10 protein-coding genes are annotated in these 21,676 nt (G+C 41.4%); 1 reads left to right on the top strand and 9 read right to left on the bottom strand.

Features of this window, described 5'->3' with window-relative positions:
- Window positions 1-59 precede the first annotated feature (59 nt).
- Together GS399_RS10870 and GS399_RS10865 are read right to left on the bottom strand one after the other, a co-directional pair.
- Window positions 60-2,519 (bottom strand): ABC transporter permease, encoded by a 2,460-nt coding sequence (locus GS399_RS10870; protein ID WP_160844642.1) that lies wholly within the window; start codon window positions 2,517-2,519, stop codon window positions 60-62.
- 320 nt (window positions 2,520-2,839) lie between these two features.
- Entirely contained in the window at window positions 2,840-5,233 is a 2,394-nt protein-coding gene (locus tag GS399_RS10865; protein WP_160844641.1) for an ABC transporter permease, read from the bottom strand.
- 339 nt (window positions 5,234-5,572) lie between these two features.
- On the opposite strand from GS399_RS10865, the gene GS399_RS10860 reads away from it, so the two are divergent.
- Window positions 5,573-7,801 (top strand): glycoside hydrolase family 2 protein, encoded by a 2,229-nt coding sequence (locus tag GS399_RS10860; protein ID WP_160844640.1) that lies wholly within the window; start codon window positions 5,573-5,575, stop codon window positions 7,799-7,801.
- Window positions 7,802-7,884: 83 nt separating this feature from the next.
- Here the strand turns inward: GS399_RS10860 and GS399_RS10855 are convergent, their stop codons facing one another.
- The 7 genes from GS399_RS10855 to GS399_RS10830 form a co-directional block, all read right to left on the bottom strand.
- Window positions 7,885-10,305 carry an ABC transporter permease gene (locus GS399_RS10855; RefSeq protein WP_160844639.1) on the bottom strand — a complete coding sequence of 807 codons (2,421 nt, stop codon included), beginning with the start codon at window positions 10,303-10,305 and terminating at the stop codon, window positions 7,885-7,887.
- Window positions 10,306-10,450: 145 nt separating this feature from the next.
- Window positions 10,451-11,488, bottom strand: coding sequence for a DUF4097 family beta strand repeat-containing protein (locus tag GS399_RS10850; protein ID WP_160844638.1), 1,038 nt, complete (start codon window positions 11,486-11,488; stop codon window positions 10,451-10,453).
- A 234-nt stretch (window positions 11,489-11,722) separates the two neighbouring features.
- Window positions 11,723-14,131: an ABC transporter permease gene (locus GS399_RS10845; RefSeq protein WP_160844637.1), complete on the bottom strand. Its 2,409-nt coding sequence runs from the start codon at window positions 14,129-14,131 to the stop codon at window positions 11,723-11,725.
- A 244-nt stretch (window positions 14,132-14,375) separates the two neighbouring features.
- Window positions 14,376-16,181, bottom strand: coding sequence for an FtsX-like permease family protein (locus GS399_RS10840; protein WP_202409429.1), 1,806 nt, complete (start codon window positions 16,179-16,181; stop codon window positions 14,376-14,378).
- A complete protein-coding gene (locus tag GS399_RS20670) occupies window positions 16,150-16,758 on the bottom strand; it encodes an ABC transporter permease (protein WP_202409428.1) in 609 nt (202 codons plus the stop codon). Before GS399_RS20670 ends, GS399_RS10840 begins: the two co-directional genes overlap by 32 nt.
- Before the next feature lie 40 nt (window positions 16,759-16,798).
- A complete protein-coding gene (locus tag GS399_RS10835) occupies window positions 16,799-19,198 on the bottom strand; it encodes an ABC transporter permease (RefSeq protein WP_160844636.1) in 2,400 nt (799 codons plus the stop codon).
- A gap of 77 nt (window positions 19,199-19,275) precedes the next feature.
- Entirely contained in the window at window positions 19,276-21,675 is a 2,400-nt protein-coding gene (locus tag GS399_RS10830) for an ABC transporter permease (RefSeq protein ID WP_160844635.1), read from the bottom strand.
- Between the last annotated feature and the right edge of the window lies 1 nt (window position 21,676).

Genomic DNA, 21,676 nt, shown 5'->3' with positions numbered 1-21,676 from the left:
TCAATTTTTGATGTATAATTTATACCTGCACTTGTCAATTGATAATTCAAATTTTAGCATCATTCCGTTCTTAAACTCTTCACCGGGTTCGCCAGCGCTGCTTTAATAGCCTGGAAACTGACGGTAGCAAACGCAATAAGCACCGCCAGTAATCCGGCTAATAAAAATATCCACCAACTAATATCAATACGGTATGCAAAGTTTTGAAGCCAGCCGTTCATTACAATCCACGCGATGGGAAAGGATATGACACTTGCCAGCAAAACCAGTTTCAGGAAATCGGCTGATACAAGGGCAACAATTCCTGCCACACTTGATCCAAGAACTTTCCGGATGCCGATTTCTTTTGTCCTTTGCGCCATAACCATCATCGCGATCGCTAGTAGGCCAATGCATGAAATTATGATCGCGATTATAGCACCGCTGACAAACATGTTACCAAGACTTTTTTCCCCTTTGTACAATCTTTCGGTGTTCTCACTTAGCCATGAGCCCTGGAATTCGTCGTTCGGAAATAAGGATTTCCAGGTCGATTTGATTTTGTCGAATGATTGAACGAGGTTTTGAGATTTCACACGTACGAAAACATATTCAACCGACTTGCCGGTGTTCATGACTAGTGTTAGCGGTTCAATTTTTTCCTTCAGTGAACGGAAATTGTAATCTTTAACAATTCCGACAATCTGCATAGGATGTTCCTCGCCATTAACAGGCAGATAGGAGCCAAGCAGGTTTTTGCCGCCTAATTGCCGGGCCATTTTTTCGTTGATGATGAGCGCGCTGCTATCGCCGGGAAAATCGCGGGAGAAATCACGTCCGTTACTAAGCTTAATATCTAAAGTTTTTAAGTAGTCATAATCAACTTGGAGCCAGTTTGTGCCTATCTCATGACCTTTATAAGTAAAAGTGACGCCCTGAGTTGACGTGTGCCCATCGGTTCCGAGTCCTAAATTACTGTGGGCAGCGGTGATAGCGACAATATCGGGTTGATTTTGCAGAGCATTGCGTAATAATTGCAGGGCATGTATTCCGGGCCGGCTTTTAGTATCATTGCCGGATGAGATCAGCACATTAGGCCCAAGTGGTATACTTAATACTTCTGTCCGGTTAAAACCCAGTGGTTTGGTTTGGATGTAACGCATTTGCTGCCAGGTTACCAATGTGCAGATGATCAGTAAGGTTGATAAGGCAAACTGTGTAACAAGCAAGGCATTCCGAACTTTTCCTGGCTTAGTCGTATTCACTGAACCTTTTAAAACCTGTACGGTTTTGTAACGAAGCATCAGCCAGGCTGGGTAATAACCGGCAATAAAACTGATAATGAGAAATACAAACAATGCGATGGTCAATTCAGCTGGTTGAAGCAACATTTTCAATGAAATATATCCTCCGAAAAGCTGCTTGAAGTAAGGCAGGATGAATGATGAAAGCGCGATTCCGGCTATAAAAGCGAGCAAACAAACTAATGAAGTTTCGGTAAGAAACTGCCAGAGCAATTGATCTTTTCCTGCGCCGAGTGTTTTGCGCACGCCAACCTCCCTTGCTCTGTTAAATGCCCTGGCTATATTGAGGTTTATAAAATTTATACAGGCTATCAGTAAAATGAAAATGACAATCGCCAGGAGAGTGTAGATGTATAAAATGCTGATCTGATTGCCCTCTAAGCCGCCAACTTCTGTATTAAAATGATTTTCGGCGAAGGGAAGCAGATTAATCGTAAATACCTGTCCGTTAGCGTCGGGTTTCGAGCCGTCGCGTTTTAGGTTTTCGATGTTTTCCTTGAAATATTTATTGGTAAAGGGAACCAGTTTCTTTTCGAATGCAGCCTGATTGGTGCCTTCTCTTAACTTAAGAAATACGGAATGATTGCCAACATCCCATTTGTCGAGGTTTGCCTGGTAGTCGCGATAATTCTCAAAGCGAACCAACATATCAAAATGCAAGCTCGAATTATACGGCAAGTCTTTGGTCACCCCAGAAACAACAAAGCTTTCAAACGATTGGCCGGTATAATTTAACTCAACAGTTTTTCCTATTGGATTTTCATGGCCAAAAACAGCTTGCGCTACTTTTTCATTTAATACAATATCGTGAAGCCCGCTAAGCATGGAATTTTTATTTCCCAGCGAAGTTTCGATAGTGAATATTTTAAAGAAGTCCTGGTCAATATAGTTTAGCCGTTGTTCGAGCTGTTTGCCTTTATAGCGAATCAGAGCACCGCCGTTTCCAAGTCGTGAGATGTACTTAATTTCAGGATATTCTGATTTCAAGACCGGCGTAATCGGCTCGGGCATTGGCGTGTCACGATTTGTTTCTGTGTCTTTATTCTGCGTAAAATAAACCTGGTAAATGTCTTTTACGTCCTTGTGAAATTTATCGTATGAAAGCTGAAAATCGGCGGTAAGGAATAATAAAACAGAGCAGGCAACTGCAACCGTTAATCCTGTGATATTAATCAAATTGAAAACACGTCCCTTTAAGAGATTTCTCCAGGCCGTGATGATATAATTCTTTAGCATCTTTTCCGGTTAATTATGAGTACATTAATTTCTGTTGCATGAAAGCAAAAGTGTTGAGTTCAGGAAATCATAGATAAATTGGATTCCTGTTTTTACCATCATTTTAATAAATATCCTGGGTTCCATGATCGTCAGTTCTTTTCTGTTAGAACTTATGCAGAACAGATGCCATACTGAAAAAGGCCTTTTTTAAGATGGTAGAGGGCTTTTCTGGTTTTTCGGGTGTTCGTTATCGAACAGAAATCGTTCAAAAACGAACGAGGTTTAGCGATAGCTGTCAGCGTTAAAATAGCTTGTTTTATAACGCTGACAGCTCTGGTTTACTCCGTCCTCAGACTCCTAACCGGATTGGCTAAGGCCGCTTTAATAGCTTGGAAACTGACGGTGGCAAACGCAATAAACACCGCCAGCATTCCTGCCAAAGCAAAGATCCACCAACTGATGTTGACCCGGTATGCAAAATCCTGGAGCCAGTTATTCATGGCCCACCACGAAATCGGTACCGCGATTATAAAAGATACCGTTACCAGCTTTATAAATTCTACAGACAACATTTTTACAACGTCTGTTACATTAGCTCCCAAAACCTTACGGATACCGATTTCTTTTGTGCGCTGGTAGATATTGAACGTTACTAATCCCAATAAACCAAGGCATGATATAACTACCGAGATCAATGTAAAAAGCGTTAAGAGAAAACCCTGTTTTTGTTCGGCTTTATATTGTTTTGCGAAATTTTCGTCCAGGAAATGATAAATAAACGGATGTTGATTGTCAAATCCTTTGAACACATTTTCGATATATTTTAATGAAGATCCGACGTGCTGATTGCTAATCCGGATATATAGATTGTCCTTTTCTCTTTGTTGCCTTGGTAACGTTAAAATCAGCGGCTCAATTTTGTGCTGCAGTGAGAAAATGTTAAAATCTTTTGTCACGCCTATTATGTTTACGAACGGCGAATGTGCATCGCCTAATTGAATTTTCTTGCCAATTCCTGTATTCCATCCTGATTCTTTAACAAGTGTTTCATTCACAATTACCGACAAGCTCGAGTCAGTCGGCATGTCTTTTGAAAAGTTTCGACCTTCCGCCAGCTTAATTTGCAACGCTGGAATAAAATCTTCATCGATGGTGAACGCTTTAGCCAGATGTCCGATCGCTGCCGAGTTGTTATCCGTTTGCGTTTTGTATTCGGTGCCGCCGATGTCGTTATTCCCGATTGGGTTCCCGGCGGTTGCCACCTGTTGTACATCAGGATTTTGTAACAACTTATTCCGAAGTTCATTCACCCTGTTTCGAAGATCCCGGTTCTCAAGATGAATGGTTAATACCTGATTTTTGTTAAAACCGAGATTTTTATTCTGGATAAAATTAAGCTGACGATAAATGATCATTGAACCAACGATCATACAAATTGAAATAGTGAATTGAACAATTATTAATGACCTGCGAAATACATTGCCACCCGACTTATTTCCCATTTCACCCTTGAGGGCATTAATAGTTTTAAAAGAGGAGAAGAATAGCGCCGGGTATAAGCCGGTAATAATTCCGGTTGCGCAGATGAATAAAACAAAGACTACAATGTTTTTTAGGGTAAGCAATTGATTGAAATCAGGCCGCTTATCCGTTAGTTGCGTATAAATCGGAGCGGCCAAGTACATTGCTACTATTGCCATGGCCGAGGCGCCTAAAACAAACAGCACAGATTCGCTTAAAAACATTGCAATGAGCTGGCTTCTCCCGGATCCGTTAACCTTTCTGACCGCAATTTCTTTCACCCTGGTATATGATCTCGCGGTAGCAAGATTTATATAATTGATGGACGCAATGATGAGGATTAGCAGCGCTATAAGTGAAAAGGAGTAAATATATTTCATGCTACCGTTTGAGCTCAACTCATATCCAAGGTTGGAATGCAGATGGATGGAAGTTAGCGGCTGCAGTTCCATCCGGTATTTGAAACTCGACGTTCCTTTTCCAAGGTCTTTTAAATATTTATTGTAGAACTGCGGCAATTTTTGTTCAAGGTGGTGGATATCGGCGTTTTTCTTTAAAAGGATATAGGTGTACAAGTGAAAATATCCCCAGTCCTCAGTGAAATTTGCCGGAAAGGAGCGGAGTGCACTAAATCTGAAATGCGAATTCTCGGGGACATCTGCTATGACGCCGGTAACAAGATTTTGTTCATCAGGGCCAAAACTCACGGATTTGTTGATGGCTGCCGCCGCGCTGCCAAATAAATTCTCTGCGAGTGTACGGGTAATAACAATTGATGCAGGTCTTGCCAGGGCTGTTTTCGGATCGCCGGATAAAAAGCGATAAGTAAATACATTAAAAACGGAAGCATCGGCAAATGAAATATCGTTTACCTGTAAATGCTTGTCGCCATAGCTTACCGTGCCCCCGCCCTCGACATCAAACCTTACGGCATCTTCTACTTCCGGGTTATCACGTTTTAAAGCTTCCGCGAACGGCGCTGAAGTTCCTGTGATATCAAAATTGCCGCCATCCCAGCTGCCATGCTGTGCTATGCGGTAAATCCGCGAAGCGTTGTCATGGTAACGGTCATAACTTAGTTCATCCGCTACATAAATCGTAATAAACAGAAAGGCTGTTATTCCGATTGCCAGCCCGGAAATATTCAGAACAGAATAAAATCTGTTCTTCAGCATATTTCGCCAGGCGATTTTAAGATAATTCAGAAACATAAGACCCGCATTTTACTGATAACCTTGCAGATAAAGTGCCATTTCAAAGAAAGTCCTTCCTGTTAGGCTAAAGGGATATTCTTTATTTAAACTGTTCGTTATCGAACAAACAACGTTCAAAAGCGAACGGTGCTTAGCAAACGTTTGGCTTAGAAGAACCCCGTACAACTATATACCAATTCAAGCAGAGTTTTTCAAAAGCCTTTTCCACGAATCGTTTCAAGTTTTCTGCAAATTAGCTCAAACATTCTGCCTGCCTGTAACAGTTTCTGTATTTCATATAATTTAGCCCAAAACGAGCCCCCGTTAGAAACTAAATTTTAATTCATTCATCTAATCATGAGCCTAAAGAAATTTACTACGGCCGTAATCGCTGTAATCCCGTGTTTTTTATTTGCCCAGGAGTGGCAACCTAAAAAAGCGGTGTTAATGACCAAATACGCGCAGGATGTGAAGCCAGATAAAGTCTTGGCTGAATACCCGCGGCCGCAAATGCAACGCGAAAAGTGGATGAATCTAAATGGCTTATGGCAATTTGAGCCTGGAAAATCTGATGGAGAAACGTTACCCAAGGGCGACCTGGCTAGTAAAATACTCGTTCCATTTCCAGTTGAATCTGCACTGTCAGGCGTAATGGAACATCACGAACGGATTTGGTATAAGCGCAAATTTATCGTTCCTGTTAGCTGGAAAGGAGAAAAAATTCTGCTTCATTTTGGGGCCGTTGACTATGAATCGGAAGTATTTGTAAACGGTAAAAGCCTGGGCAAACATACCGGTGGCTATGATCCATTTAGCTTTGACATTACACCATATGTTAAAGGAAGCGGAGAACAGGAGCTGGCAGTTCGTGTTTTCGACCCAACCGATAATGGCGGTTTTCCGCGAGGTAAGCAAACCTTGCACCCGCAAGGAATTATGTATACTTCGGTTACCGGCATCTGGCAAACCGTCTGGATGGAACCTGTTCCTCAAGCTAATATAAATGACATAAAAATCGTTCCGGATATAGATAAATCCGTTGTCAAGCTCACAGTCAGCTCTGATGCAAGCGGGGCGACCGTTAATGTCAAAATTAAAGAAGGAGGTAAAGAGATCGAGGTCGCTTCAGGAAAGCCAAATACAGAAATAAGCGTGCCGGTGCCAAACGCTAAATTATGGTCGCCAGACAGTCCGTTTCTATACGATCTGGATATTTCGCTGACGCAAAATGGCAAAACGACCGACCATCTTTCCAGCTACTTTGGTATGCGAAAAATATCTGTCGGCGAAGAAGATGGCTATAAAAAATTGTTTCTAAACAACAAGTTTCTTTTCCAGTTGGGGCCTCTTGACCAGGGTTTCTGGCCAGACGGCGGATATACAGCTCCCACCGATGAGGCGCTGCGTTACGATTTAGAAATGATAAAGAAATTTGGCTACAATATGGTGAGGAAGCATATCAAAGTAGAGCCTTACCGCTGGTATTATTGGGCGGACAAGTTAGGTATCCTGGTTTGGCAGGATATGCCTTCTGCTAATTCCTATACCGAACATACACCGCCTGTTGACACCGTGGCATACGCATCAGAACTGACGCGAATAGTTAAAACTCACATCAACTCCCCAAGCATTGTTACCTGGGTGGTCTTTAATGAAGGACAAGGGCAACACAATACCAGGGGTCTTGTAGATATGGTTCGCAAACTTGATCCTTCGCGTTTGATCAACCAGGCAAGTGGCGGCGGACATTTTGGTGCCGGTGATTTTCTGGACATACACAGCTATCCTCCCCCGGCAGTGCCGAGCAGTAAAGATCAGATTCTCGCATGTGGTGAGTACGGCGGTATTGGATTCATCAAGCCTGGTCATATCTGGAAATCTGGCCCAACTTATATTATGATCGACAATGAAAAAGATTATACGGATTTATATGATCAATATGCCACTGACCTGGCGATTTACCGAACTAATAAAGGATTAAGTGCGGCAGTTTATACTGAGATTACAGACGTGGAGGTAGAGCTGAATGGCTTGTTAACTTATGATCGTGCAGTAGTCAAAGGTGCTGTCGAAAAAATCAGCGCATCAAACCGGAAAGCAATCAGTGAGAAATTATACCTGAAGGACGTCCTCCCTTCATCCCAAAATAATGCAAGAAACTGGAAATACACGTTTACAAAACCTGACGAAAACTGGTTTGCCGGTAAATTCAACGATGCGTCCTGGAAGTCGGGTGAAGGTGGCTTCGGTACAAGCTTCACGCCCGGAAGTAGCGTTAAAACGGTTTGGGATACCAAGGATATCTGGATTCGGCAGGAATTCACGCTGGGCGATTTAGAGAATATTAACTTCGATGATCTGGCTCTTTACATGCACCATGACGAAAACTGCGAGGTCTATATAAATGGAGTGGAAGCAGCTGTAAGAAAAGATGTTACCGGAGCATATGGTTTAACGCCAATGAGCGATGCCAGTAAAAAAGCATTGATACCAAATGGAAAAAATATGATTGCCATTCATTGCCACCAGGAAAATGGCGGACAGTATATTGACGCCGGAATCGTTACGTTGACCAAAGAGAAATAAGATTTTTTAAATGCAAAAAAATAGCCGGTAAGCTAATTCCTGGCTATTTTTCTATTCAGCTTTAACTGGCGCTGAGCCATTGTTTATTCCGTTCTTAAACTTTCGACCGGGTTTGCTATGGCCGCCTTAATGGCATGGAAACTCACGGTGATTAAGGCTATCGCAACTGATACAACCGCAGCTAGTCCAAATATCCACCAGTTTATATCTGTGCGGTAGGAATAATCCTGCAACCATTTATTCATCATCCACCAATCGATAGGTATGGCTATTAAAAATGCGATTAAAACAGGTTTGATAAATTCCCTGCTTACCAGTGTAACAATAGCACTAACGGAAGCGCCCAGAACTTTTCGTACGCCAATTTCTTTCACGCGCTGCCTAATGGTAATAGAGGCGATTCCAAACAGTCCCATGCACGAAAGCACGATTGCAATTCCTGCGGCAACAGAAAACAACCTGGCCATTGTTTGTTCATCTTCATATAAGCGTTCAATATTCTCATTTACATAAGAGCCGTTAAACTCAACGCCAGGCTCAACAGAAGCATACACTGATTTAACCATATTCATTGTAGCGCTTGGGTTTGATGTGTTTACCCGTATCCATGCATAGTTCATTGTCGTTTCGTTATTCCGGTAAATCACAAGCGGTTGCGGCGTATCATTAACTGAAGTGAAATGAAAATCGGGTATCACACCGGCAACACGCACTTTGGCCTGGGCGGTATCTGTCGCATAACTAAAATCGGCCATACTCTTTCTGCCAAATTGCTTCGCGTAACTTTCACTAAGAATAACCGAGTTACTGGTATCGGAAGCAGAACTTAACAAGAAATCATGACCTTCAACCGGTTTGATTCCCAGGGTTTTAAGCATGTCAAAATCACCGGTAATGACCTGGCCGCAGATCTTTTTATCGCCTAAATCAAAGCACATAACGCTGGTACTTTGGGTTTTATCCTGGCCAATGCCTAAATTGGTGTTAGATCCCGATACGCTGATAACTGAAGACTGGGAAGCGAGTCTGCCCCTAAGCTTGTTAATTATTTCTTTCCCGTTTTCTTCGTTTTTTATAGGAATACTTATGATAGATGTGGTATTGTATCCGAGTGGCGCAGTTCGTAGGTGATCAAACTGCCGGTAAATAATGATGGTGCTGCCTATCAAAATTACAGCAATTGTAAATTGAGTAACTATCAGGGCGTTTCGTAATCCACCAGACCGGTTAGCAGATATTTTTCCTTTGAGTACTTCGGTTGTTTTTAATTTAGCCATTACGGCGGATGGATAACCTGAAGCGATTACCGAAACCAAAACGGTTAGTAATAATACAGTTCCAACGATTGTCGGACTGAATAACAAATTAGAATCTATCGCACCGTCTGTAATATTATTGAAGCTGCGAATGGCCAGGTAAACCGCCGTCATGGCCAGCAGGGTCGCGATTATTACTAGCAAGAAGCTTTCGCCCCAAACCTGCAGCCATATTTGTTTTTTTGCAGCTCCAAGGCATTTCCGTACACCAATTTCCTTTGTCCTGGTAAATGACAATCCAATATTCAGGTTAACGAAATTAAACGATGCAATCAGCAGGATGACCGCACTGATGAGAATCAAAATATAGAGAAACGGCTTACTGATAGTACCGCCGCCACCTAGTTGCGGACTAAAATGTAACTCAGACAACGGCAGCAAACGGAAACTGTGGTAATCACCGTTTTTATCGGCTTTATAGCCGTCTTTTTTGTATGAAGCTTTGTCTGTTGGGGTATATTTGTTTGTAAAAGCACGTAATCTGCTCTCAACCTTTTGATCAGTTGTGGTTTGTGCAAGTTCAACAAATACGGGCAGGCTTCGATTGTTCCAGTTGTTTTTTTGCAAAGGGTAATCCGGATCTATTTCGGTACGCGCCAGAACGGAGAATCTAATGGACGAATTTTTCGGAGGTTCGGCAGCGACTGCCGATACCGTCAGGCTATACCATTTTCCGCCTAACTTAACGTCAATAGATTTCCCTAACGGATCTTCTTCTCCGAATAAATTGTGGGCAAACTTCTCAGCAATTACCACACTGTTAAGATCGCTTAACGGATTTACATTGTTTCCTTTAATCAAAGGAAAAGTAAACATGTCGAAAAAATCATTGTCGACCATGGTAACAGTCATGTCAAGTGTTTTTTCTTTGTATCGCACCAGCTTGCCTCGGTTATGTATACTTGTTGCTTTTACAATGCCGATATTCTCTTTTTTGACCGCCTCAACAAAAGGGAAAGCCATAGAGGTGCCTTTCTCTTCGCCATTAGGTCCTATAGAGTAGCTGTAAACTTTGAAAAGCTGATTCCCGTTTTTCTGGAACTCGTCATAGGAAAAATGCCGGTATACAAGCAGGAATATGAAAATGCTGCAGGTGAACGCAACAGCCATTCCTCCAACGTTGATTATAGCGTGCAGTTTATTTTTACGGATGTTTCTAAAAGCAAGAAGAAGATAATTTCTAAGCATAAGAAGCTTAATACAGATAAAATGCCATTAATAAAAAACAGCTTCCAAGCGGTCGGAAGCTGTTTTTTTATTTATTTGGTGTTCGTTATCGAACAGCATTCGTTCAGAAACGAACGAGGAAACGCTGACAGCGCTATCGGCTAGGCTATTTTACTACCAGGTTAATATTTCCCGATGAAACCCGCACATCAACGTCTGCACCGCCGCCGTTTAGTTTACCGTTAATCCGGTCTTTTTCTTTTGTCCCGCTAAAGTTCGTCAGGTTGTCTGCATTAACTTTTTGTGCGCTTAAATTCAGGTTCAGACCTTTTGAGCCTGGCAGTTGAATATCTGCATGTCCCGAACTAACATCTACTTTTACATATTTGTCGACAGATAACATGTTAACATGAGCACTCCCTGCGCTAGTTGCTGCGTCCAGGCTGCCTGAAATGCGGTCGAGGTTGATAGAACCACCGGAAGTATGAGTAATCAATTCACCTGAAATGTCTGTTCCCTGGACGCTTCCTCCGCTGGTCACTGCTTTTATCGTTCCCTTCAAATCCGAAAAATTTAGCGAACCTCCAGAAGTGTTCAGTTCGATAGTTCCTTCACAGCCCGATGCCCTAATACTGCCGCCGCTGGTAGCTAGTTCGATTTTGTCTTTGGAATCTTCTATCTGGATGCTTCCGCCAGAGGTTTGTCCTTTGATATCCCCGGTTAACTGACTTACATGCAGGCTGCCACCGCTCGTGGTAAAGTTTTGTTCCCCTGTTAAATTTGACAGACGGATGCTTCCTCCTGAAGTGGTCAGATTTGTCGATACATTTTTAGGTACATATGCTTTGAACGAAATGGAAACAGAATTTTTCCAGTTGTTCATGTTTTTCTTCGTCTTTGCCTTGGCATTTAAGGTGCCGCCGCTGGCTTCGACTTTCAGGTCGTAATATTCATTTAACAGCGACTCAATTTCCGATTTTGAAAGGTTCTTATTGTTGTTGCCTCGCACGTAAACTTCGATGCGAGGGTTCGTGTCACCTCCGGCAACAAGTAAACTGCCGCCGCTGGTTTCAAGATTTACATTTTTAATGTTTTCAGAAGTCAGCGATTTGGTCAGGTATGGCGATTCGTTACTTTGCGCGCGTAACAGTGCCACTGAACTCGCAGTGAGAATGAATGTTAAAATAAGTTTTGATGGTTTCATGTGACTGAATATTAATTGGTGCACGGTTTATCCCGTTTTTAAGCTCTATAGGGTTTGAAAATTTAGTTTCTTTTAATAGTTATTGATGGCATGTTCAACTCTAAATCTAATAGACGCATGCATGTTAAAAAAGGTTGCATGGTCTTTAGCTTTCAGCTTGTGCCATCAGCTTAAGCTTTTATATAATACATTAAACAGGAGTTTAAAAGCTAATAACTGATTTATGACAACTTTTTATTCCGTTCTTAAACTCTTTACCGGGTTTGCTACCGCCGCTTTGATTGCCTGAAAACTTACCGTACCAAAAGCGATGACGAAAGCCAGCACGCCCGCCAAAGCAAAAACCCACCAGGTAATGTCGATTCGGTACGCAAAATCACGGAGCCATAAGTTCATAGAATACCATGCCAGCGGGAACGCGATGATTGCTGCGATAGCTACCAGTTTTAAAAAGTCGTTCGACAATAACAAAACGATGTTACTGATGCTGGCGCCCAGCACTTTTCGTACACCAATTTCTTTGGTACGCTGTTCTGCAGCATAGGTGATTAAACCGAACAGCCCTAAACAGGCAATGAAAATTGCTATTGCGGCAAAAGAGATAAAAAGCTTTCCGGTGCGTTGTTCGGACTGGTAAAGGCTGTTAAAATCATCGTCGAGAAATGAGTACATGAATGGCTGGCCCGCCATCTTTTCAACCGCGTGATATTTATTTTCTATCTGGCCGATCACCGCAGATATATTTTTTGTCTTCACACGGAAGGCCATGATGTTCCTGCTTTCGGCGAGTGAGATAACCAGCGGAGGTATTTTTGTTCTTAGCGAACCTGTATTGAAATCTTTAACTACTCCAATAATATTAAGTTTTTTGCCACTGGCGTATATATTTTTTCCTATCGGTTCTCTAAGCCCCAGTAATCTCACAGCTGATTCATTTACGACTATTCCAACAGAATCAGTTGAAATCAATGCTGAAAAATTTCTTCCGTCTATCATGGTCATTCCCATTGTCGGAATAAAATCTGCATCAACATCCCACTGTGCGATTCCCATCACCTGACCTTTACTTCGTGCAGCATCTTTAGAAAATATCGTAGTATTAAAATTTAAAGATGTCGGCAAATTGTTTGTAATGGTTCCGGCTTCTACACCCGGAATTTGCAGCACCTCGTTTTTAAATGCCTTTGCATGAATATAAAGCGAAGCCGTATTTTTTAAAACGAGCACCTGCTCACGGTTATATCCCAGCTTTTTATTTTGTATATAATTTAGCTGACTGTAAATAACGATCGTTCCGACAATCAGAATAATCGCTGCAGCGAATTGAAAAACTACCAGGCTGTTTCGCAGCCACCCGCCTTTAAAACCTGTTGATGGCGATCCTTTTAAAACCTTAACTGGTTGAAATGCGGAAAGAAAAAATGCCGGGTAACTGCCGGCAACCAGCCCTACAATTAAAGCGACTGATACTAAAGAAGGTAACAGCCAAATATTTGTAAACAAGCCCAGGTCAAGCTCTTTGCCGGACAACTGGTTTAGATAGGGGATTAGGGCAGTGGCGATAATTAAAGCGATGATAACTGATATGAAACTTGTCAAAACGGACTCTGTCAGGAACTGTGAAATTAAATGCGAGCGGTCGGAACCTAAGACTTTACGCACGCCAACTTCTTTTGAGCGGCCGGCGGAACGTGCAGTTGAAAGATTCATGAAGTTTACGCAGGCAATTAGCAAAATGAATATGGAAGCTGCAATGAAAACATATACATACTGGATATTGCCGGACGGCTCTGCTTCATTACTTAATGTGGACTCCAAATGAATTTTTTTGATAGGAATCGCTAAGTATCTGAAATGTCCGCCGTTTTGTTCCAGCTCATTGATCGTGCTTCCGGCCATGGCTTTTAAAGCCGGTTCCATATATTTTTTTGTGGCTTCTTTCAGGAAATTATTGATTGATTGCTCTGATGTGCCGGGTCGTGCGAGGAGGTAAGTCTCATAATTATCGCTCATCCAATTGGTATTGCGGCTGTCGGCATTGCCCGACATGGCTTTTAAAAAGTCATAATGGATATGGGATTGCGCCGGCATATCTTTAATAACTCCGGTTACTTTATAGTTGTCGGTATTGTTAAGTAACATCGTTTTTCCGACAGCATTACCTGAGCCAAAATATTTTTTAGCTATTCGCTCCGAAATCACGATCGAATTTGGTTCAACTAAAGCCGTTTTAGGATCGCCGGCTAGCATTGGTAAAGTGAAGATGTCAAATATATTGGCATCAGCGAAAGCGGCATTTTTTTCAATCAGCGTCTCATTGCCCTTTTTTACCAAAATCTCTCCGAAATCGGTTACACGGGTAGCGTTCTCGATCTGCGGATAATCTTTTACCAGGACGTTTCCAAACTGCGCCGGAACAGTGCGCTCATTAAAAGAGTTTCCGTTAACCAAAAAGTCGGCATTGAGCCGATAAATTCTGTCGGCTTTTGTGTTGTAGGCATTATAACTTAATTCGTCGGATACGAATAAAAAAATCAGGATACAGGTTGCCAAACCAACAGCTAATCCGAAAATATTTATAAATGAATAACCTTTGTTTCTCAAAAGGTTTCGCCAGGCTATTTTGAAATAGTTTTTAAGCATCTTGTCCGGTTTTGATAAAAATCAGACTTCGGCCTTAATAGTGTGTTACCTTGTATTGATAACTCAATAGTCATCAGTTACAGATAAAATGCCATCCGTGAAAAACTTGTTTAAAATGTGATTAGAAGCACTTGACGAATTCATAAGTGTTCGCTTCTGCACAAAAGTTGTTCGAATACGTACATTGGTAGTACGAGTTGAAAGTAGCGGTTGCATGTTTGAATCGCCTGCTGATGCCATTTTTTCACTCCGTTCTCAAACTCTTAACCGGATTCGCTATCGCCGCCTTAACTGACTGGAAGCTTACGGTGATTAACGCAATCATTATCGCTGAAATGCCGGCAGCTGCAAATATCCACCAGCTAATGTCAATCCTGTATTTGTAATTTTGCAGCCAGTTGTGCATTGTTAACCATGATGCCGGAAAGGCTACGATGCAAGACAATGCAACCAGTTTTAAAAAATCTTTCGACAGTAACGCTGCAATTCCTGTAACACTTGCGCCAAGAACTTTGCGTACACCAATTTCTTTAATTCTACGCTCTGCCGTATATGCAGGAAGGCCAAATAGTCCTAAGCATGAAATGATAATTGCGAGCGCCGCGAATACCCGTGAAAGTTTGCTTATCAGCATTTCATTCATAAACATCTGGTTGAATTGATCGTCGACGAATTGATAATTGAATGGATAGGCCGGGTTATTATTTTTAATAACTTTCTGGACAGCTGCCAGAGACGCCTCGGTATCCGCATTTGGTTTTAAGCGAATATATAGCTCATTTGCGTTTGCCGGCTTAACGTAGAAGAACATAACCGGATCAGGTTTACCGTACATATCTCCATACACGTAGTCATTTACCACGCCCACAACCTGCGCCTGCATACCACTCTCATCGCCTTCCATGTGCAGCGTCTTACCAATAGCACTTCCTTTGCCCATCAGCTTTTCCAGGCTTTGTGTAATAACAATGTTGATCGTTTTATTTACAAATGCGCTGTCCGCTGCTGTTATGTCTCGTCCTGACAAAATAGTCATGCCGGATGTACTGAAAAAGCCCTGACTTACGGAACGCTGTGAGATCAGAATCTGTGCGGCAGAAGTTTTTCCTTCCCATGTTAACCCGCCTGTGTTATTGCCGCCATACAAGGTGGTATAGTCTGAAAGTGCTACGCTGCTTATCATTCCCGTATTCAGCAAATCTTGTTTTATCGCATCATAATTCTTGGCCATATCGCCCTTAAGATCTATTTGCAGCAGCTTGTTTTTGTCAAATCCCAGATTGCGGTTTTTTACGTGCTGTATCTGCCTGTAGATGATAATGGTGCTGATGATCAGGATAATTGAAATACTGAACTGCAACACTACCAAACCTTTTCTGATAATGGTCGCGCTCCCGGTTTTCACTTTCAGTCCTTTTAAAACAAACACCGGATTAAAGGATGATAAATAAAATGAAGGATAACTGCCTGCAATTAACCCGCAAATCAATGTTATGGCGAGTAGTGCCGAGATATGCAGCGGGCTAGCTAAATCGAGCACAAGGCTTTTTTGTACCAAAGTATTAAATGCAGGCAGAATCAATATCATGATTATCACTGCTGCAATAGCTGATATTAACGACATGAACATGGCTTCGCCGATAAACTGAAAAATCAGGTTTCGCTTACCTGCACCCAATACTTTTCTTACACCTACTTCTCTCGCACGTTTTTCACTGCGGGCGGTAGCAAGGTTCATAAAATTAATACAGGCTATCAATAAGGTTATCCAGGCGATAATAGAAAACAGCTGAACATATTGAATAGCGCCGCCCCCGGTTTGCACGCCGTTATCAAAATCATTTCGTAAGTGCCAATCGTTCATGCTAAACAGGAAAGGGCGTGCAATTGATTTTGGGTCGCGGTGTTGAATAAAATTGTACAATAATTTATTTACCGACGATGGCTGAATGCCGGGCTTTAATTCGACATAGGTGCTGAGACAGTTATTACCCCATTTATGTGCCCAGTCACTGGCGTCAAACCAGATCTGAAGGAGCAAGCCACTCAAACTGCAATGATGAATTTTCGGGGATGTCCTTTACAACACCCGTGATTACATAATCTTGTTTATTATCAACACGGACCGTTTTGCCAACAACGTCTTTATCAGTTCCAAAAAACTTCTTCGCTGTTTTTTGAGTGATAACCAATGAATGCAGTTGTTTAAAAGCGGTCGCTGCGTTTCCATCCACAAACGGCAGTGTGAACATGCTGAATAACGAAGCTTCGGCGTAATGACCACCCGCGTACATCGATTTGGTACCGATAGTAAAAAGCTTTGAAGCGTTGTCTTCATTCATACGGCAGGTGTTTGCAATACCCGGAATTTCCGCTTGCATAGCAGGCGCTAAAATGCCGGGCGTTGAACCAAATGTTGCCGTATAGGTGTCATACTTTTGGTTTTCTCTTACAAAATATAACAGGTTTTTCTTTTTATTAAAGCTATCATAGTTCAGCTCACTTTCAACCCACAAAAAGATAAAACCGGCGCAGGCAATGCCTATGGATAAACCAATTATATTCAAAAAACTGTAGGATTTGTTTTTCCAGAGATTACGGAAAGTGGTTTGAAAAAAATTAAACATGTCAAACAGGTTTATGTGATGAATTATTAATCGACTTTTTTTATTCGGTTCTTAAACTTTTTACTGGATTGGCCAGAGCAGCTTTGATGGTTTGCACGATAATCAAAGCGGAAGTTATTATTGCAAGCGAGATAACCGATATAAGGAAAGGCAGGGATGTTAACGGTATCCGGTAAGCATAATCCTCCAGCCAGCCCTGCATCATGTAGTAGCACAGAAAGGACGCTACAGTTCCCGCAACCAGCAGAATAGCGAAAAATTCCTTTAAAAAAATTGATACAATGGAAATTACCGATGACCCAAGTACCTTCCGGATTCCAATTTCTTTAGTCCGTTTTTGAACACTTAGTGAAATTAGCCCGAGCATACCCAAAGCGACAATGATCAGCGATAATACAGAGGCCATGTAGGACGCTTTTTTAAGCTGCAATTCTGTTTTATATAATTCTTTCAGCGTTTCGTCCATAAAAGTATATTCAAATGGCGCGCCCGGTAAAAGCACTGACCATCTTTTTTGAAGGGCCGAAAGGCTCTGTTCTATATCGCCGGATTTAAGCTTAAAGGAGAGAAAACGGTAAGTTGGTGCGTAAAGAACATGGAAGAAAGTGACAGGCTGAATAGCTTTCTGCATAGAGCCAAAGTGAAAATCTTTGGTTACACCGGCGATTATAAACGTAGACGGACTGCCTTGCACCTTCAGCTGCTTACCGATTGCTTCTTCGTTTTGCCAGCCGAGTGCCTTAACCTGAGTTTCGTTAATCACAACATTTAATGAGTCGTTGTAACCTCGCGGATGGAAAAAGGTTCCTGCCAATAAATGTATACCATAAGTCTTCGCATAATCCTCATCTGCTACCAGCGCCTGAGTTGCGATCGCTTGTGTTGAATCAGCCGAAGATTTATACATTAATGCCGGGCTTCCATTTTGGCCGTTTGGTATTTCATACGAAAGTGAAACTGACTGCACTTGCGGAAGCTCCGAAAATTCACTGCGGAGCGCTTCCAGCCGCTGAACTCCCTTAACCGTCCAGTCTCGCGGAACCTGTGCGCTTACAACAAAATCTTTATCGTAACCTAAATCGCGACTGAAAAACAGGTTAACCTGCTTGGTTATAATCAGGGCGCCCGCAAAAACCATAACCGCGATACAAAATTGGAAACCTATTAAAGCTTTGCGAAGAACAATATTTTCCTTAACCTGCAGCTTGCCCTTCAGCGAATCAATTGACTTTAAAGAAGAGAGATAAAATGCCGGGTAAATTCCAGAGAGTATCCCTATGATGAAAATGATGATGAAAGGAAAAATAGCAAAGTAAAGCGGGTAGGCTGACAGACCAGGGATTTCCCGGCCAATTATCGAACTGAAATAGGACCTTGTCGCCAGATAAATGACGATTGCAAATGTGGTCGCAAATAAAACCAGTAAAACAGATTCCGTTAAGAATTGCAGGATCAGCTGTTTTTTTAAGCCGCCGATTACTTTTCTTAATCCTATCTCCTTCATCCGTGTGGTAGATTTACTGATGGAGATATTAATGAAATTTATAACCGCCATCAGCAAAATAAAGAGTGCGATACCGGATAAAGTGAAAAGCATTTTTTTGACCAAACCGTTATTTGCCGTCAGATGATACGTGTCCAGAGGCTCAAGTTTTGTTTGAACCATCTCGCTGGTTTGCTCTCCGGCATTTTCTGTGATCAGACGTTTTATTAGTTTTTCCAGGGCGGACGGAGCGATACCATCCTGCAACTCTACAAATCCGATAACGTAGGGATTTGTCCAGATGTCAATGTTTCGGCCAAAAAAATTGATAGAACTGTTCGACACGAAGAAATTATTTTCATTAGCGTCATTCAGTCGCGTAACAGTGTTTTGAGGGATATTCGCTAATACACCGGTAACCGTAAAATCATGTTTGGTTCCTGAAAAACTTTCAACCGTTATAGTTTTACCGATTACATCCGTTTTGCCAAAATATTTAATCGCCCTGTTTGCAGTAATAACCACATTGTAAGGTGCATTTAACGCAGTTAGTTTATCGCCGTGTAGAAGTTTGAAACCATAGATGTTTAACATCGTGGAGTCGCCAATCTGGATTCCTTCCCGGAAGGCTTTGTTTCCTTTTGAAATATTGGAGGTAACGCCGTCAAACCGGTAAAAATTTTTGACTAGGTGTGGATACTGCTCCTTTAAAGCTTTAGCAAGCGGGCCAAAGGTGGTTAGTTCCAAACCCATGTTGGGATCCTTCCATTTACTTTGAAGGATGTATTGGTTGCCCGGATCTTCCAGGTTTTTATTAACCTGTAGCTCGCTCCAGACGTAACCTGCAATTAACAACGTAAATGCGATTCCGGAAGACAGCCCTAAGATGTTGATCAAAGAAATTGCCTTGTTTTTCCAGAGGTTTCGCCACGCGATTTTTATATAGTTTTTTAACATAGTTTGCTTCTTTAAATTGTAGCAGCGGCGATAAAAAAACATTGCGTTTCCTGCCGCTGATTCCTGTTGCAACTTTTTTATTCTGCTCTTAAACTGTTTACAGGGTTTGCCAATGCTGCTTTTACTGCCTGGAAACTAACCGTTACTATCGAAATCACTATAGAACCCATTCCGGCCAGTAGAAATATCCACCAGCTAATTGTAATTTTATAGGCAAAATCTTGTAACCATTTGTTCATTATCAACCATGCAATTGGCGAGGCGATTAGAATAGAAAGTAGTACCAATTTTAAAAAATCCATTGACAGCATAGCAGATATTTGAGAAACTGAAGCACCTAGAACTTTACGAATGCCAATCTCCTTGATTCGTTGCTGAGTGGAGAACGTAGCTAAACCAAAAAGACCCATTCCTGCAATTAATATTGTTAAACCGATAAATATATTAAACAATGCCGCCAGTCTTTCTTCGGCCTTATAAAGTTCATTGTAGGCATCATCTAAAAACTCATATTGGAAAGGAGTTACGCTATCAGCTTTCTCATAAAAACCTTTAATGCGACTGATAAGTGATGGAAGATTTGTTTTTGATTGAATTTTGATAAATACACACGCACCAGCATTGCCACCTATTCCCCATTTTGAAGTAGTATCCGGTACAATGAACATAGCAAGTGCATCTATTTTTGAGTTTAACGAATTGAAATTAAAATCCTTAACGACACCTGCAATCCGGTATTTTTTGTTTCCGAAATCGATCATTTTATTTACAGGGTTGCCAGTTAAACTTAAATTGCGAATAGCTGACTCATTAATAATTATTTGGTCCGGATTTGAAAAATTATTACCGGCCTCCGGTTTGAACTTCCATTTGATATCCAGCGTTGGAATAAAACCTTTGTCAACTGACAAAACTGGAACGGTTACATCGCGGTTTTTTTGATCCTTTGTAAAAAATACATCGTAACCTTTAAATAATGGATAGTGAGCTGTGGCAATATGTTTAATTACTGAAAGGTTACGAATGTCTTTTCGGAAGACTTGTAAATGATTTCCGAATGTTTCTGAGACTGGTATCATTAACACATTTTCACGGTCGATTCCTGTTTCGGTATTTCTCAAAAAATTAAGCTGTTGTTGGATAACGATTCCGCAAATAATAAGTGAAACTGAAATAGTGAACTGTAGCGTTGTTAGTATTTTCCGCACAAGTGCACCTCCGTTTTTAACACTCAGTTTCCCATTTAAAGTTTCTATTGGTTTGAAGGCGGACAAAACAAATGAAGGATAGGAGCCGGCGAAAAAGACAGTAATGCATAGAACAACTAGTAATGTTGTCAAAAATGATTTTCCGTACAAAAACGACTCGTCTATTTTGATATTAACGAGATTATAGAATTGTTGCTGAAAAAAGGCACACAGTAAATAAGCAATTGCAAATGAAAGCAGCGTGAAAACAGTGGATTCAATGTAGAATTGTGAAGTTAAAGCCGTTTTGGTAGCGCCTGTTACTTTTCGAACACCAACTTCTTTGGCACGTAACGTGGCTCGTGCAGTTGCCAAACTCATGTAGTTTATCAACGCAAGAAGCAAGATTAAAACGGCTATGATCAGCAAAACTTTTAAATATTTTGTGCTCCCAGAATCCTCCGAATTCATTTTTATGTGCAGATCTGACAGTGCTGTAAGTTGGTAGTCATCTTTTTGGTCTTTCGATGTTCCCATATCCAGTATTTGCATGGTACGCATAACATGCGATGTATCTGCAACATTTTCTAGTTTAAAAAATGTAGAAAACGATCCGCCTTGAAATACTTGAGATCTAAATGCAGGTTCTGTCTCCGGCATCTGTTTCATCGTTTCCATTGATACAATAAAATCCGCTTGAAAGTCGCTGTTTGATGGACTATCTTTCATAACTCCGCTTACCTGCAAAGGATATTTCTGTCCATTAACCAGGTTAAGAGTTTTACCTATCGGGTTTCTGTTTCCAAAATATTTACGAGCAGCCTCTTTGGAAATTACCACTGCGAAAGGCCGATTAAGCACTTTGGTTTTGTTACCTTCCAAGAGAGGAAAGGTGAAAAATGAGAAAAAATTAGCATCTGCATAAAGCACTTTTTTCTCTGAAAAGCGAGTTTCAGGATGCTCGGTATTTTGAATAACAACGGGTGAATACTGGTGCTGGATACGAATGTAGTCGGTGACAGTCTGGTCGTTCTTCTTTACCAGCTCACCGCTGACAGCACTGAAATTAAGCATGTTAAACTTATTTTCACCAATTGTAGTGGTTGAATGCATTTTGAAAATATGATCTCCATTTACATGGAACCGGTCGAAACTGTATTCATGCGAAACGAAAAGCGTAATCAACATACTAATCATTAAGCCCAATGACAGTCCACCGATGCTTATCACGCTATAAAGTTTATTCCGTACTAAATTCCGCCACGCGACTTTAATATAATTTTTGATCATG

Source organism: Hufsiella arboris (assembly GCF_009834875.1).
In the GTDB taxonomy this organism is placed as follows: domain Bacteria; phylum Bacteroidota; class Bacteroidia; order Sphingobacteriales; family Sphingobacteriaceae; genus Hufsiella_A; species Hufsiella_A arboris.
The sequence above is the reverse complement of the archived record's forward strand: the minus strand, read 5'-3'. Positions and strand labels throughout refer to the sequence as shown.